Origin of the sequence: Rothia nasimurium, assembly GCF_042660305.1 — a bacterium.
GTDB lineage: Bacteria > Actinomycetota > Actinomycetes > Actinomycetales > Micrococcaceae > Rothia > Rothia nasimurium.
In genome coordinates, this window is sequence record NZ_JBHSTW010000018.1 from 234,855 (window position 1) to 249,290 (window position 14,436).

Below are 14,436 nucleotides of genomic sequence, written 5' to 3' on the forward strand. Positions count from 1 at the left end.
TAGGGGAAGAGCAGCCGATTCAAAGGTTAGGGAAGTAGCCGATCTGTGAGTTATTTACCCGCTGAAGTCCTTGATGGAGTTGCTCAGCGCAAACCAGTGCACCCCGTTATCGCAGCGGGCGGCGCCGTCCGGTGTTGCGGTGCAGCTAAACTCACCGACCGTAATCGTGTGGTTGGCAGGTAGTTGGGTGCCGAAGGAGAAGGGGGCGAAGCCGGGGGTGCTGCCCTGGAGGAAGTCCTGGTGGGGTACCGTGCCGGGGTTAAGCCACATCACGCCGTAGCCGATGCGCCCCTGGGAGCCTGCTCGGTAGCAGCTCACCTGCTCTGTGCTCATGACGCAACCCGCGCCGTCCGCTGTCTGGAAGTAGACCTTGCCGTCGCCGGCGGGGGTTACCCCGTCGATGCTGGTCTGGTAGGGGCGAGGTCGGTGACGAGGGTGGTCGCCCCGCTGTTAGCCGGCGGGTTGATGGCCTGTACCGGGGTTTCGGTGGGAGCAGGAGCTGCCGGCTGGGCAGCAGGTGCCTCAGCGGCTGAAGATACCGGTGCAGCGGTGGTCTGGGTGACTGTTTCGGGTGAGCTTGAAGGTGCTGCGGCTGCTGTCTCTGAAGCCTCAGCGCTGGCAGAAGCCGCGGGGCTGGATGCTGTGGGGGAGGGGGTAGCGCTGGCGGTGGCACTGTGGCTTGTGACGGGGGCGGACGCCGTGGCGTCGGCCTGGGTCTGTTCGGTTGAGGAAGAGCTACAGGCAACCAGGGCAAGCGCTGCAGCGAGGGGAAGGGCCGCTTGAAGGGGGCGGGGGCGCATACTGTCTCCTTTGACGGTGGGGTGTCCCTCTAATGATAGGGGCCAACGTATATGCTGGTGAAGAGTTAAACGCCATCATGACATCGAAGGGCTACTATGCGCGATACCGGATACTTGCTGGGGCAGGCCAACCTGGTGCTCTTCGACCTAGATGGCACCCTGCTCGATAGTGATACAGCTACCGCGGTGGGTTTTAATCGGGCTGTTCGGGAGTTTGGTTTTGAGGGAGAAATCGACGACACTCAGAGCTACTTCCAGGCCTGGGCCGATATTCAGCGCGAGGACTTTCAGCGCTATTTGGCCGGTGAGCAGGTTTTTGACGAAAATCGCTTGTTTCGCACGTCGAGTCTCTTGCATCTGATGACGGGGGAGCAGCAGAGCACTGACCGGGCTCAGAAGTTTTTGGCGACCCTACAGGAGGAAACCCGTAAGGCTTGGGCTCCTTTTGCTGAGGTTGATCGGTTTTTTGAGGAGCTCGGTCACCGGTTTGGGCATCTGCAGGTGGCGGTGATTTCTAACGGGTCCCAGCTGACTGAGCAGAAGAAACTCGATGCTATCGGCTTGCACGATATGCCCCTGTTCTCTTCGGAGAGGGTGGGTATGAGCAAGCCCGACCCCTATATTTTCCGGTTTGTTTGTGCCCAGTTAGAGGTGGACCCGGCTTTTGCTGTGCATGTGGGCGATAACTATATTGCGGACGTTGCCGCCCCGGCTCGGGCGGGTCTGCAGGCTGCCTGGGTGAACCGGCATCGCCGCGGTCAGAAGGTGGCGAGGGGGAGCGTGAAGGTGCGCGACCTAGTGGAGCTGTTGGATGCGCCTGCTCCTGTTTCTCGCCGGTTTTTCTAGGCAAGCAAAAACGGCCACTCCGGAGAGTGACCGTGAAGCGAGCGGCTGACGGGATGGAAGCACCGGGTGCGAGTGCACGAGCACTCAAGAGGTGCTGGAATGACTTCCGCCAGTCCCGAGCGATAGCGAGCGGCTGACGGGAATCGAACCCGCGTATCAGGCTTGGGAAGCGTGCGCTCTACCATTGAGCTACAGCCGCGTGAGAGGGGATGACGGGAATCGAACCCGCGTAATCAGTTTGGAAGACTGAGGCTTTACCATTAAGCTACATCCCCGAATGGGGTGCCCAGCGTTGTGGACGTGTTCCAGTAAACCTGGTCGAACGGGGCCTTGTCAAATCAGGGTGGCGTTGGCGTTTCTCAACACGCCCTGGGCGTAATCGGGGGGCGAGTTAGGTTTTGGGCGGTTGAACCGCTAAACTGGGTGGTGCCTTCCGTGCAAATCGGGGTGTGGCGTAGCTTGGCTAACGCGCCTGCTTTGGGAGCAGGAGATCGCAGGTTCGAATCCTGTCACCCCGACGTGAAATAGAACGACCCGCCGGAAACGGCGGGTTTTTCTATAGAACGTTATATCTAGCCCCACTCTTTTCCGGGTGGCGGTTCCAATCAAGTTATCAGGAGATCAACGGACGTGAAGACTGCCGTCGAGAAGATCAACCCGACCCTCGCAAAGATTGAGGTCGAGGTTCCCTTCGCTGAGTTCAAGACCTACCTTGACCGTACCTACAAGTCACTGGCTAACCAGATTTCGGTTCCCGGTTTCCGTAAGGGTAAGACCCCTAAGGCTCTCATCGATCAGCGTGCAGGCTTTGACTTTGTTGTTGAGAACGCTCTGAACGATGCTCTGAACAACTTCTACCAGCAGGCCCTGGTTGAGAACGAGCTGACCCCCCTGGCTCAGCCCGAACTCGACATCGTTTCTAAGCCCGAAGAGGGCAACCGCGAAGCTGACGTGAAGCTGACCATCGAGGTCACCGTCCGCCCCGAGATTGAACTGCCTGACTACTCAGGTATCAAGGTTGAGGTTGCAAGCGTGGAGGTTACCGAAGAGGACGAGCAGAAGGCTCTCGATGCCCTGCGCGGCCGCTTCGGCACCCTGAAGGCTGTTGACCGCCCCGCAGCTGACGAGGACTTCCTGACCATCAACATCGCCGCTGAAATTGACGGCGAAGAGGTTGACGCCGCTAACGACCTGTCCTACCAGGTTGGCTCCGGCACCATGCTGGACGGTCTGGACGAGGCTGTTCTCGGTCTCTCCGCTGGTGAGGACGCCACCTTCGTCACCAAGCTTGCCGGTGGCGAGCACGCAGGTGAAGAAGCAACCGTTAAGGTTGAGGTCACCGCTGTGAAGGAGCGCGAGCTGCCCGAGGCTGATGACGACTTCGCTCAGCTGGCCTCAGAGTTCGACACCATTGCTGAACTGAAGGAAGACCTGAAGAAGCAGGCTGCTGATTCCAAGGTTGCCGAGCAGGGTGCAGAAGCCCGCGACAAGGTTCTTGACGCTCTGGTTGAACTGGTTGAAATCCCCGTTCCCGAGAAGGTTATTGAAGACCAGCTGGCTCAGCACTTCAACACCCCCGGCCAGGACGATGACCACGACACCGAAGAGCACCGCGCAGAGGTTCGCGAGAACACCGAGCGTGCTTTCAAGAACGAAATCATCCTCGACGCTATTGCTGAGAAGGAAGAAGTTTCTGTCGAGCAGGCTGAGCTCATCGACTACATCATCACCATGAGCCAGCAGTACGGCATGGACCCCAACCAGTTCGCTCAGATGCTCGACGGCTCAGGCCAGTCCGGCATGATTGTTGGCGAGGTTCGCCGCTCAAAGGCTCTGGCAGCTGTTCTGGCTCAGGCTGAGGTTAAGGATGCCGACGGCAAGGCCGTTGACCTCTCCTCCTTCCTGGGTGAGACCGCAGACGCCGAATAAGTTTTTGCCTCTTGAGGCTCTAAAACTTTTCTAGCTCAAGCCCCCGCAAGGCCCTGAATGGGTTCTTGTGGGGGCTTTGTGCTGCCTGCTGGGAAAACTCGTGGGAAAAGGCGGACGTGGGCGCCGGCGTCCGCTGCCTAAAAGAGGGCGACCTGGGTGGCTAGAAGTCAAATACAGCAAATAAGTTAAAAAAATATTTCGTAATAGGGGTTTCTGGGTTGATAAGTAAGGTGGGGCTAACTAATCTTAGGTAAGTCAAGCCTTACAAGATGTTGAGGCTGACCAAGTACACACCACGAACAGATATAGGAAAACCCGTGAAGGCCAACCGTATCTCCCTGCTCGCAGCCACCTCCGTTGTAGCACTGGCGCTCACCGCCTGTGGCGCGGGCACCACCGACGCATCCTCCGAATCCAGCGCGTCCACCTCAGCTTCTGCCAGCCAGTCAGCTGGCACCGTTACCGTCACCGATAACTACGGTGAGGTCACCGTGACCGTTCCCCCTCAGAAGGTCGCCGCAACCGATAACCGCACCTTTGAGGTTCTCGAGTCCTGGGGTGTCGACCTGGTGGCAGCCCCCATCACCCTGATTCCTGCAACCGTCGAGACCTACAAGAACGACTCCTCCATTACCGATATCGGAACCCACCGCGAGCCTAACCTTGAACTGCTCGCTGCTGAAGAGCCCGACCTGATCGTCAACGGTCAGCGCTTCTCCCAGCACTACGACGCCATCAAGGAACTGAACCCCCAGGCCGCCATTCTCGAGCTTGAACCCCGCGACGGCCAGCCCCTTGACGAAGAGCTCAAGCGCCAGGTCACCGTACTGGGCGAGGTCTTCGGCAAGCAGGCTGAAGCCGACAAGCTCATCGCAGACTTCGACGCCGCTCTAGCCCGCGCTAAGGCCGCCTACGACGGCGAATCCACCGTTATGGCCGTCAACGTCTCCGGCGGCGAAATCGGCTACATTGCCCCCTCCATCGGCCGCACCTACGGCCCCGTCTTCGACATGCTGGGTCTCAAGCCCGCCCTCGAAGTTGAAGGCTCCTCTGACAACCACCAGGGTGACGATATCTCGGTTGAAGCTATCGCAGAAGCCAACCCCGACTGGCTGCTGGTTCTTGACCGCGATGCTGGCACCAGCACCGATGAAGGTTCACCCGCTGCCGCAGACGTCATCGCCGGTAGCTCAGCCCTGGCCAACGTCACCGCAATCACCAAGAACCAGATTGCTTACGCTCCGGCTGATACCTACACCAATGAATCCATTATCACCTACACCGAGATCCTTAACGATCTTGCCGATAAGTTCGAAGCCGCCAAGTAAGGCACCGGCTGAGACCCTATAACCGATGAAAAAGGAGTCATCCTGCCCTCGCGGCGGGGTGACTCCTTGAGGGCTTTTATGACGACCACCGAAACCACCCGAGTTAGCCGCACCAGGAACTCCCTGGTCAGCGGCAAATTCCTGCTAGCCAGCCTGGGAATTGTTGCCCTGCTCGTGCTCTCCTTGTTCACGGGGGAGTACGACATCTTGAACAAGGCTGACGGCGCTGCCATGTTCGCCATCACCCGAATACCTCGAACCGTTGCCCTGGTGCTGGCCGGGGCAGCCATGGCCATGTGCGGGCTGGTGATGCAGATGCTGACCCAGAACAAGTTCGTGGAACCCACCACCACCGGTACCACCGAATGGGCAAGCCTGGGCCTGCTCTTTATGCTCTATTTCTTCCCGGCAGCAAACCTCTTGCAGCAGATGACGGCGGCAATCGTCTTTGCTTTTATTGGGTCGATGGTCTTCTTCCTCTTCCTGCGCCGGGTTTCACTCAGATCATCCCTGATTGTTCCCATCGTGGGCATGATGCTGGGTGCCGTTGTTTCGGCCTTTACCACCTTCTTTGCCCTCCAGACCAACCTGCTACAGAACCTTGGTGTGTGGTTCGCGGGCAGCTTTACGTCTGTGATTAAGGGGCAGTACGAGGTGCTTTGGCTGGTGCTCCTGGTGGTCGCCGTCATTTTCTGGTACGCCGACCGCCTGACCGTTGCCGGTCTGGGCCAGGAGTTTGCCACGAACGTAGGGCTCAACTACGCCCAGATTATGCTGGTAGGTACCGCCCTGATTGCTATCGCCACCGGTGTGGTGACCGTGGTGGTCGGGTCCCTGCCCTTCTTGGGGCTGATTGTTCCCAACATCGTCAGCATGTTCCGCGGCGATGATTTGCGCTCCAACCTACCCTGGGTTGCCCTGACCGGTATCGGGGTCGTGACTATCTGCGACCTGATTGGGCGCACTATTATCGCCCCCTTCGAAATCCCGGTGTCGGTGATTCTGGGTATCGTGGGTGCTCTTGTTTTTATTGGTCTGATTGTGAAGGGGCGGCCCCGTGTATCAGCAGGCAAGTAAAGAAAGCCGGGTGGGTGCGTCCGCCCTGCCCGAGATGAGTGCCGGTGCGGACGCCCGCCCCGCCTCCCGCAGGGCAGGCACCTCCCGTAGCGCTGGGGCTTTCAAGACCCCGGCTGCTGCCCGCACCTACTGGGTGCTCCTGGCAGCGCTCACCGCTGCAGCTGCGCTGGCAGCCTTTGGGCTCTTGGCCTACGCCAACCCCTTTGAGACCGGCACCCCCAAGTGGTGGCTCATTGCTGAGCGCCGCTCCAACGCCCTGATCGCGATGGCTGTAGCCGCTGTCTGCCAGGCTGTAGCAACGGTGGCTTTTCAGACGGTGACCAACAACCGCATCATCACCCCCGGTATTCTGGGCTTTCAGGCCCTCTACGCCGCGATTCACACGGCAACCATCTATTTCGCCGGGGCAGCCGGGCTGATTGCTGCCCGCACCCTCGATACCTTTATTTTCCAGCTGGTCATGATGGTGGCCCTGAGCCTCTTGCTCTACTCCTGGCTGCTGACCGGCAAACGGGCCAACATGCACGTCATGCTCCTGGTCGGTGTGGTACTGGGTGGGGGACTGGGGTCAGTCTCAACCTTCATGCAGCGAATGCTGACCCCCAGCGAGTTTGATATCCTGACCGCCCGCCTCTTCGCCTCGGTCAACAACGCCGACCCCGCCTACTACCCGGTAGCCCTGCCCCTGGTCGTCCTGAGCGTTGCGGTGCTCTACGCAAAATCCCGCACCCTCAACGCCCTCTCCCTGGGCGCACCCGCGGCTACCAACCTGGGAATCAACCACCGCCGCGAATCCATTATCGTGCTGGTCATTGTCGCCATCATGATGGCGGTCTCCACCGCTCTGGTCGGCCCGCTGACCTTCCTCGGCTTCTTGGTAGCGACCCTCACCTACCAGTTCGCCGACACCTACGACCACCGCTACCTCTTCCCCATGGCAACTGTGCTCTCCTTTGCCATTCTGGCGGTCTCCTACTTCATCATGAACCACATCTTCTCAGCCCAGGGCGTGGTAGGCATTATTATCGAGCTCATCGGTGGCCTCACCTTCCTGATCGTGATTCTTCGAAAGGGCAAACTATGATCACCCTCCACCAGGTTGCTAAAAGCTACTCCGGTGAAACCAACATCGGCCCGGTCGATGTTCAGCTGCCCGCAGGCGGAATCACCGCCCTGGTCGGCCCTAACGGCGCCGGCAAGTCCACCCTGCTCACCATGGTGGGCCGTCTACTCGATATTGACGCAGGCACCATCGAAATCGGTGGCCTGAATGTGGCCACCACCAAGTCCAAAGACCTGGCCAAAGTCGTCTCGATTCTGCGGCAGGAAAACCACTTCGTCACCAAACTCACCGTGCGCCAGCTGGTGGGCTTCGGGCGCTTCCCCTACACCGGGGGCCGACTCACCGCTGAAGACGAAGAGATCATCTCCCGCTACATCGACTTCCTTAACCTCACCACCCTCGAAAACCGCTACCTCGATGAACTCTCGGGCGGCCAGCGGCAGCGGGCCTACGTAGCCATGGTGCTCTGCCAGGAAACCGACTATGTGCTTCTTGATGAGCCTCTCAATAACCTCGATATCTCCCACTCCGTGCAGATGATGCAGCACCTGCACAACGCCGCCCGCACCCTGGGCCGAACCATCATCGTGGTGCTGCACGACATCAATTTCGCCGCCCGCTACGCCGACTACATCTGCGCTATCAAGGACGGCAAACTAGCCCGCTTTGGAACCGTTGCAGAGATTATGCAAGATGACCTGCTCACCGATATCTTCAACACCCCCATCCAGGTGATCCAGGGCCCCAACGGCCCCATTGCCTGCTACCACTAGACCCCGTGCCCGCTCGCTCTTGCTCACAGCGTAGCGGGCACATGCCAACAGCGAACTGAAGAGCAAAAGGCAATTTTTGGAGCCCCAAAAGCGATAACCTAAGTGTCAAGCAAATCTTTGGCACCGGCGTCCGCGCGGGTGCTGCAACCGACACAAGGAGCGGAACACATGTCCTTCACCCCTGAAGCACACCAGGCCCCCGCCATGGAAACCCCCATGGGCGGCCAGGACGACTACGTCTACAACCGCCTGCTCAAGGAACGCATCATCTGGCTGGGCTCCGAGGTGCGCGACTCCAACGCCAACCGTATCTGCTCCCAGCTCCTGCTGCTCTCAGCTGAAGACCCCGAGGCAGATATCTACCTCTACATCAACTCACCCGGCGGCTCCGTCACCGCGGGCATGGCAATCTACGACACCATGCAGCTGATCCCCAACGACGTGGTCACCGTTGTCACCGGTATGGCAGCCTCCATGGGCCAGTTCCTGCTCACCGCAGGTGCCCCCGGCAAGCGCTACGCCACCCCCAACGCTCGCATCCTCATGCACCAGCCCTCCGGTGGCATCGGCGGCACCGCCTCCGATATCCGCACCCAGGCCCAGCTGATTCTCGACATGAAGAAGCGCCTGAGCGAAATCACCGCAGAGCGCACCGGCCAGACCGTTGAAACCATCCTGCGCGATAACGACCGCGATAACTGGTTCACCGCCGAAGAAGGCCTGGCCTACGGCTTCTTCGACAAGATTCTCGACAAGATCGGCCCGGCCACCAGCGCCACCGACAAGTAAACCGGCACAGAACTTTTTACAGGAGAAACGAATGATTCACCTTCCTTCATCAACCGCACCTGCCGGTATGCCCACCGACCGCTACGTGCTCCCCAACTTCGAAGAGCGCACCCCCTACGGCTACAAGCGCCAGGACCCCTACGCAAAGCTCTTTGAAGACCGCATCATCTTCCTGGGCGTGCAGGTCGACGACGCCTCAGCTGACGACATCATGGCCCAGCTGCTGGTGCTTGAGTCCCAGGACCCCGACCGCGACATCACCCTCTACATCAACTCACCCGGTGGCTCCTTCACCGCGATGACTGCTATCTACGACACCATGCAGTACATCCGCCCCGAAATTCAGACCGTCTGCCTGGGCCAGGCTGCCTCAGCTGCCGCCGTCCTCCTGGCAGCAGGTACCCCCGGTAAGCGCCTTGCCCTGCCCAACGCCCGCGTGCTGATTCACCAGCCCGCCCTCTCGGGTCAGCAGGGTGGCCAGGCTTCTGATATTGAGATCCACGCCAACGAGGTTATGCGTATGCGCGAGTGGACTGCCCAGACCCTGGCCCTGCACTCCGGCAAGACCTTTGAAGAGGTCGATAAGTCCATCGAGCGCGATAACATCCTCACCGCTAAGGACGCCCTCGAGTACGGCATTGTCGACCAGGTGCTTGAATCCCGCAAGGCCGTCAAGCCCTCCTTTAACACCGCCGAGAAGCACGACTAAGCACTGCTCACCTTCAGACCCGGTGCGGACGCCGCCTCCCGCCCCACCTGCCTAAGGGCAGGGAAGGGCAGGGGCGGCGTCCTTCTGTCTGCCAAGCGGTAGAGAAGGAATAGCCCGCCCGGTTCAAGTGTTAAGTCATAAAGACGTAACCTTGCTTGAACCGTCACATGTTGGGCTAGGCAGGTTTTCACGGTAGATTAGGTAGAGGAACCCAAGGAAAGGTAGGGTCTATGGCTCGCCTAGGCGATAGCACCACTCTTCCCAAATGCTCATTTTGTGGGAAGAACCAGCGACAGGTTCGTAAACTGATCGCCGGCCCCAACATTTACATCTGCGATGAATGCATTGAACTGTGCAACGAGATTCTCGAAGAAGAGCTCGCCGACGTGAAAGATTTGGGTGCCGTTGAAGAGCTCCCCACCCCGCGTGAAATCTTTGACCACATGCAGGAGTACGTGATTGGCCAGGAGGCCGCCAAGCGTGCTCTATCTGTTGCCGTTTACAACCACTACAAGCGTATTCGGGCCCAGCAGAGCCCTGCCTTTGAGGCCAAGGAGCTCTTGGCCACCGAGGGTGAAGACGTAGAGATTGCTAAGTCTAATATTCTCTTGGTTGGCCCCACCGGCTCGGGTAAGACCTACCTGGCGCAGACCCTGGCTAAGAAACTCAACGTACCTTTTGCCGTGGCCGACGCCACCAGCCTGACCGAGGCCGGCTACGTGGGCGAGGACGTCGAAAACATCCTGCTCAAGCTCATTCAGGCTGCTGACGGTGATATTGAAAAGGCCCAGCGCGGCATTATCTATATCGACGAAATCGATAAGATTTCCCGCAAGGCCGATAACCCCTCCATCACCCGGGACGTATCGGGTGAGGGTGTGCAGCAGGCCCTGCTCAAGATTCTTGAGGGCACCGAGGCAGCTGTTCCCCCGCAGGGCGGGCGGAAGCACCCCCAGCAGGACTTCCTCAAGATTAATACCGCCAATATCCTCTTCATCGTCGCCGGTGCTTTTGCCGGTATCGAAGAGATTGTGGGCGGGCGAGTGGGCCGCAAGGGTATCGGCTTTGGCGCATCTATTGACCAGGCTGCTAAAGAGAGCGATATTCTCACCAAGCTCATGCCCGAGGACCTGCTTAAGTTTGGTCTGATTCCTGAATTTATTGGCCGCCTGCCCGTGCTGGCAACCCTGGGTAAGCTCACCGAGTCTGACCTCAAGCGGATTCTGACCGAGCCTAAGAATGCCCTGGTCAAGCAGTACAAGCGCATGTTTGCCCTCGACGGGGTCGAGCTGATTTTTGAGGACGCCGCCGTGGCAGCTATTGCCCGCCAGGCTGTTGAGCGAGATACCGGCGCCCGCGGTTTGCGCTCCATCATGGAGTCGATTCTGCAGCCGGTCATGTTCGATGTACCCAGCCGCTCAGACGTCACCTCGGTCATTATTGATGAGGCTGTTGTGGCGGGGGAGAAGGACCCGATTCTGGTGCTCGAAGCCCCCGAGAAAAAATCTGCCTAATAGTCTTTCCCGCTGTCGGTGCCTCTGCGCGCTGGCAGCGGGCTCTTGTATCCCACCCCTGATTGAAAGGACAACCCGTGGCTGAAAATACCGTTGATTTTTGGTTTGACCCTACCTGCCCCTGGTGCTGGATGACCTCCCGCTGGATTAAAGAGGTTGAGACCCAGCGCGATGTTGCCGTTACCTGGCACCCCTTCTCACTCGCCGTCCTGAACGAGGGCCGTGACCTTGACCCGGGCTACCGCAAGCACATCGACAACACCTGGGGCCCTGCCCGCGTGGCTACCGCCGTGGCAGAACAGTACGGCCAGGAGAAACTCGATGATCTCTACACCGCCCTGGGTGAGCAGATTCACCACCAGAAGAATAAAGAGGGCACCTACTTCGAGAAGGCTATTGAAGCTGCCCTGGCTGAGGTGGGTCTTCCTGCCGAACTAGCCCAGGTTGCCTTTACCGAGGAATACGACGAGCAGATGCGGGCCTCAACCCGTGCAGGTCTAGACTCTGCCGGTGGCGATGACATCGGTGTGCCCCTGATGAGCATTAACGGTGTGACCTTCTTTGGCCCCGTGATGTCACCTGCCCCTACCGGTGAAGAAGCAGCTAAGGTCTTCGACGGCGCTGTGGCTCTGGCCTCTTACCCCGGTTTCTTTGAGATTAAGCGCCCCCGCAACGTCGGCCCGATTTTCAACACCGAAAAGTAGTAGCGGGCGGGCACTTTATACCCTGTCACTGAATATACGAAGTAACTGAAAATACGATAAGGCCCGGTTCCAGAGCTTCTGGAACCGGGCCTTATCGTATGATGCAGCTATGCCGGGGCCTGCATACCCCCGCAGGTGGCTGGCTGGGGCTGGCACGAATTGAGCGAGCGCTCCAGCGCGAGCTCAAGGAGGTTAGCCGCCTAGGGGGTATGTATGCCCCATAACATTAGCTTTCTTCTTCGGTAATCAGCACAACGTCGGTGACAGCCAGCTCGCCCTCTGCTTCGGTGAGGGTCAGGTCGCGGGCGTTGCCAGCTGCCTTGAGGTCGCCAAGACCGCCGCGGATGCGGGTAAGGTCGTCCGCTGAACCGGTAATGGTTGCGGTTTCGACCTCGGTACGCTGCTTGACCTGGGCCTCTGACTTGGCCTTACGCAGACCACCCAGGGCAGCTGCGACGGTGGGCAGGACGGCGGGGTCGGCGTCCGCTACGGCGGCTGCGAAGCCCTCGGTGGTGGGCCAGGGAGCGCGGTGCACTGAGCCTGCTCGCCACCAGGACCAAATTTCGTCGGTGACGAAGGGCAGGAAGGGGGCAAAGAGGCGCAGCATGGCGTCGAGGGTGGTGGCCAGGGCTGCCAGGACGGAGGCCTGTTCTGCTTCGCCGACGTTGCCGTAGGCACGGTCCTTGATCAGTTCTACGAAGTTGTCGGTGAAGTGCCAGAAGAAGGTCTCTGAGATCTGCAGGGCACGGGCGTACTCGTAGTTCTCAAAAGCAGCGGTGGCTTCGTCAACGAGGGCAGCGAGGCGGGCCAGCAGGGAGCGGTCCAGCTCGTTGGTCAGGACGCCCGCGGCAGCCTGGTCGGTGATGACCGAGTTGGCGGTGGCGCCCAGGCCGAGCACGAACTTGGAGGCGTTCAGCAGCTTGATGGCCAGGCGGCGGCCGATCTTCATCTGGGCCTCGTCGTAGGCGGTATCGGCACCGAGCTTGGCGCTGGCAGCCCAGTAGCGAACGGCGTCCGAACCGTACTTTTCCAGAACTTCGTTGGGGACCACGACGTTGCCCTTAGACTTGGACATCTTCTTGCGGTCTGGGTCCAGGATCCAGCCGGAAAGGGCGGTATCGGTCCAGGGGACTGAGTTCTCCAGGGAGTTGGAGCGAACCACGGTGGAGAAGAGCCAGGTACGGATGATGTCGTGACCCTGGGGGCGCAGGTCCATGGGGAAGGTGACCTTGTGCAGGTTCTCGTCCACGGCCCAGCCGGTGGCAATCTGGGGGGTCAGCGATGAGGTGGCCCAGGTGTCCAGGACGTCGGGGTCGGCGATGAAGCCGCCGGGCACGCCGCGCTGGTCTTCGGTGTAGCCGGGGGCGGCGTCCGACGCGGGATCAACGGGCAGCATATCTTCGCTGGGGACGATGGGCTCATCGTAGTTAGGTTCGCCGTCGGCATCCAGCTTGTACCAAACAGGGAAGGGCACGCCGAAGAAGCGCTGGCGGGAAATGAGCCAGTCGCCGTTGAGGCCCTCGACCCAGTTCTCGTAGCGGGAGCGCATGAAGGCGGGGTGCCAGGTGATTTCACGTCCGCGCTCTACCAGGGCCTCACGACGTTCGGCGTCACGGCCACCGTTGCGGATGTACCACTGGCGGGAGGCCACGATTTCAAGGGGCTTATCGCCCTTTTCGTAGAACTTAACCGGGTGGGTGATGGGCTTGGGGTCGCCATCCATTTCACCGGCTTCAACCAGCATCTCAACGACGGTCTTCTGGGCGGTGAACACGGTGGCACCTGCCATACGCTCGTAGCGCTCGCGGCCCTCGGCGGAGGTAATCCACTCGGGGGTGTCGGTGGCGAAGCGGCCGTCACGGCCAATCAGGGCACGGGTGGGCAGCTGGAGCTCGCGCCACCAGGTGACGTCGGTGGTGTCGCCGAAGGTACAAATCATGGCGATACCTGCACCCTTGTCGGGCTGGGCCAGGGGGTGGGCCTTAATCTCGACTTCGACTCCAAAGAGGGGAGAGGTGACCTTGGTGCCGAAGAGGGGCTTGTAGCGCTCATCGTCGGGGTGGGCGACCAGGGCAACACAGGAAGGCAGCAGCTCGGGGCGGGTGGTTTCGATCCAGACCTTTTCACCGTTCTCGCGGTGGAAGGAGATGCGGTGGTAGGCGCTGGGGCGTTCCTTATCTTCCAGTTCTGCCTGGGCAACCGCGGTGCGGAAGGTGACGTCCCACATGGTGGGGGCCTCTGCCATGTAGGCGTCGCCGCTGGCCAGGTCGTTGAGGAAGGCCAGCTGGGAGACCTTGCGGGAGTGGGCGTCGATGGTGCGGTAGGTGTGTGACCAGTCGACGGACAGACCCAGGGTGGTGAAGAGTTCTTCGAAGACCTTTTCGTCCTCTACCGCCAGAATCTCGCAGAGTTCAATGAAGTTCTGGCGGGAGATACGGGGCCAGTCACGCTGGTTCTTGGCGGGCTTTTCGGGGGCCTTGAAATCGGGATCGTAGGGGATCGCGGGGTCGCAGAGTACGCCATAGTAGTTCTGCACGCGACGCTCGGTGGGCAGGCCGTTGTCGTCCCACCCCAGGGGGTAGAAGACGTTCTTGCCCTTCATGCGCTGGTAGCGGGCAATCACGTCAGTCTGGGTGTAGGAGAACATATGACCTACGTGCAGGGAGCCGGACGCGGTGGGTGGCGGGGTGTCGATGGAGTAGACCTGCTCGCGGGTGGTATTCGGGTCGAAAGCGTAGGTCTTATTGGCGGCCCAGTTCTCGGTGAACTTCTTTTCGAGGCCTTCGAGGCCGGGCTTCGCGGGGACGGTAATTTCTACGGTGTTTTCTGCGGGCGTGTCTGTGCCCTGGTTGATTTCAGCCATGCCCCCTATTCTCTCACGAATAAAAATATGTTGCAGGTTAG

At 59.9% G+C, this 14,436-nt stretch carries 13 protein-coding genes and 3 tRNA genes; 11 read left to right on the forward strand and 5 right to left on the reverse strand.

Annotated features, from left to right (window positions below):
- Positions 1 to 54: 54 nt before the first annotated feature.
- Both ACFP6B_RS07995 and ACFP6B_RS08000 read right to left on the reverse strand, forming a co-directional pair.
- Positions 55 to 333 (reverse strand): hypothetical protein, encoded by a 279-nt coding sequence (locus ACFP6B_RS07995; protein WP_377129054.1) that lies wholly within the window; start codon positions 331 to 333, stop codon positions 55 to 57.
- Between the two features lie 56 nt (positions 334 to 389).
- Positions 390 to 800: a hypothetical protein gene (locus ACFP6B_RS08000; RefSeq protein WP_377129056.1), complete on the reverse strand. Its 411-nt coding sequence runs from the start codon at positions 798 to 800 to the stop codon at positions 390 to 392.
- Positions 801 to 896: 96 nt separating this feature from the next.
- On the opposite strand from ACFP6B_RS08000, the gene ACFP6B_RS08005 reads away from it, so the two are divergent.
- Positions 897 to 1,646 carry an HAD family hydrolase gene (locus ACFP6B_RS08005; protein ID WP_237206520.1) on the forward strand — a complete coding sequence of 250 codons (750 nt, stop codon included), beginning with the start codon at positions 897 to 899 and terminating at the stop codon, positions 1,644 to 1,646.
- Between the two features lie 128 nt (positions 1,647 to 1,774).
- On the opposite strand, the gene ACFP6B_RS08010 is transcribed toward ACFP6B_RS08005, so the two are convergent.
- Both ACFP6B_RS08010 and ACFP6B_RS08015 read right to left on the reverse strand, forming a co-directional pair.
- Positions 1,775 to 1,845, reverse strand: a tRNA-Gly gene (locus tag ACFP6B_RS08010).
- A 5-nt stretch (positions 1,846 to 1,850) separates the two neighbouring features.
- Positions 1,851 to 1,921: transfer RNA gene (locus ACFP6B_RS08015), tRNA-Gly, on the reverse strand.
- Between the two features lie 168 nt (positions 1,922 to 2,089).
- Here ACFP6B_RS08015 and ACFP6B_RS08020 point away from each other — a divergent pair.
- The 10 genes from ACFP6B_RS08020 to ACFP6B_RS08065 all read left to right on the forward strand — a co-directional run bounded on the left by ACFP6B_RS08020 (position 2,090) and on the right by ACFP6B_RS08065 (position 11,532).
- Positions 2,090 to 2,164, forward strand: a tRNA-Pro gene (locus tag ACFP6B_RS08020).
- Between the two features lie 112 nt (positions 2,165 to 2,276).
- The gene (tig, locus tag ACFP6B_RS08025; RefSeq protein ID WP_237211796.1) at positions 2,277 to 3,575 is read left to right on the forward strand and encodes a trigger factor; all 1,299 of its coding nucleotides are present in this window, start codon (positions 2,277 to 2,279) and stop codon (positions 3,573 to 3,575) included.
- A gap of 317 nt (positions 3,576 to 3,892) precedes the next feature.
- Positions 3,893 to 4,903 (forward strand): siderophore ABC transporter substrate-binding protein, encoded by a 1,011-nt coding sequence (locus ACFP6B_RS08030; protein WP_377129059.1) that lies wholly within the window; start codon positions 3,893 to 3,895, stop codon positions 4,901 to 4,903.
- Between the two features lie 78 nt (positions 4,904 to 4,981).
- Positions 4,982 to 5,980, forward strand: a complete 999-nt coding sequence (locus tag ACFP6B_RS08035; protein WP_237186138.1) for an ABC transporter permease — start codon at positions 4,982 to 4,984, stop codon at positions 5,978 to 5,980.
- Positions 5,961 to 7,064 (forward strand): iron chelate uptake ABC transporter family permease subunit, encoded by a 1,104-nt coding sequence (locus tag ACFP6B_RS08040; protein WP_237206523.1) that lies wholly within the window; start codon positions 5,961 to 5,963, stop codon positions 7,062 to 7,064. Before ACFP6B_RS08035 ends, ACFP6B_RS08040 begins: the two co-directional genes overlap by 20 nt.
- Positions 7,061 to 7,816 (forward strand): iron ABC transporter ATP-binding protein, encoded by a 756-nt coding sequence (locus ACFP6B_RS08045; RefSeq protein WP_237186140.1) that lies wholly within the window; start codon positions 7,061 to 7,063, stop codon positions 7,814 to 7,816. The genes ACFP6B_RS08040 and ACFP6B_RS08045 overlap by 4 nt, the downstream gene beginning before the upstream one ends.
- A 168-nt stretch (positions 7,817 to 7,984) precedes the next feature.
- A complete protein-coding gene (locus ACFP6B_RS08050) occupies positions 7,985 to 8,605 on the forward strand; it encodes an ATP-dependent Clp protease proteolytic subunit (RefSeq protein WP_272878352.1) in 621 nt (206 codons plus the stop codon).
- A 31-nt stretch (positions 8,606 to 8,636) separates the two neighbouring features.
- Complete coding sequence (locus ACFP6B_RS08055) at positions 8,637 to 9,314, forward strand: ATP-dependent Clp protease proteolytic subunit (RefSeq protein WP_377129063.1); 678 nt, start codon at positions 8,637 to 8,639, stop codon at positions 9,312 to 9,314.
- Positions 9,315 to 9,544: 230 nt separating this feature from the next.
- The gene (gene clpX / locus ACFP6B_RS08060) at positions 9,545 to 10,828 is read left to right on the forward strand and encodes an ATP-dependent Clp protease ATP-binding subunit ClpX (RefSeq protein ID WP_135011138.1); all 1,284 of its coding nucleotides are present in this window, start codon (positions 9,545 to 9,547) and stop codon (positions 10,826 to 10,828) included.
- Between the two features lie 77 nt (positions 10,829 to 10,905).
- On the forward strand, positions 10,906 to 11,532 hold the full coding sequence (locus ACFP6B_RS08065) for a mycothiol-dependent nitroreductase Rv2466c family protein (RefSeq protein WP_272879227.1): 627 nt from the start codon (positions 10,906 to 10,908) through the stop codon (positions 11,530 to 11,532).
- Positions 11,533 to 11,758: 226 nt separating this feature from the next.
- On the opposite strand, the gene valS is transcribed toward ACFP6B_RS08065, so the two are convergent.
- The gene (valS, locus tag ACFP6B_RS08070) at positions 11,759 to 14,395 is read right to left on the reverse strand and encodes a valine--tRNA ligase (protein WP_377129066.1); all 2,637 of its coding nucleotides are present in this window, start codon (positions 14,393 to 14,395) and stop codon (positions 11,759 to 11,761) included.
- Positions 14,396 to 14,436: the final 41 nt, after the last annotated feature.

Bases quoted from the DNA above. Each gene is read 5' to 3' on its own strand.
- ACFP6B_RS08050 (WP_272878352.1), top strand. From the start codon at position 7,985: ATGTCCTTCACCCCTGAAGCACACCAGGCCCCCGCCATGGAAACCCCC.
- ACFP6B_RS08000 (WP_377129056.1), bottom strand. From the start codon at position 800: ATGCGCCCCCGCCCCCTTCAAGCGGCCCTTCCCCTCGCTGCAGCGCTT.
- ACFP6B_RS08035 (WP_237186138.1), top strand. From the start codon at position 4,982: ATGACGACCACCGAAACCACCCGAGTTAGCCGCACCAGGAACTCCCTG.
- ACFP6B_RS07995 (WP_377129054.1), bottom strand. From the start codon at position 333: ATGAGCACAGAGCAGGTGAGCTGCTACCGAGCAGGCTCCCAGGGGCGC.
- valS (WP_377129066.1), bottom strand. From the start codon at position 14,395: ATGGCTGAAATCAACCAGGGCACAGACACGCCCGCAGAAAACACCGTA.
- ACFP6B_RS08055 (WP_377129063.1), top strand. From the start codon at position 8,637: ATGATTCACCTTCCTTCATCAACCGCACCTGCCGGTATGCCCACCGAC.
- ACFP6B_RS08045 (WP_237186140.1), top strand. From the start codon at position 7,061: ATGATCACCCTCCACCAGGTTGCTAAAAGCTACTCCGGTGAAACCAAC.
- ACFP6B_RS08005 (WP_237206520.1), top strand. From the start codon at position 897: ATGCGCGATACCGGATACTTGCTGGGGCAGGCCAACCTGGTGCTCTTC.
- clpX (WP_135011138.1), top strand. From the start codon at position 9,545: ATGGCTCGCCTAGGCGATAGCACCACTCTTCCCAAATGCTCATTTTGT.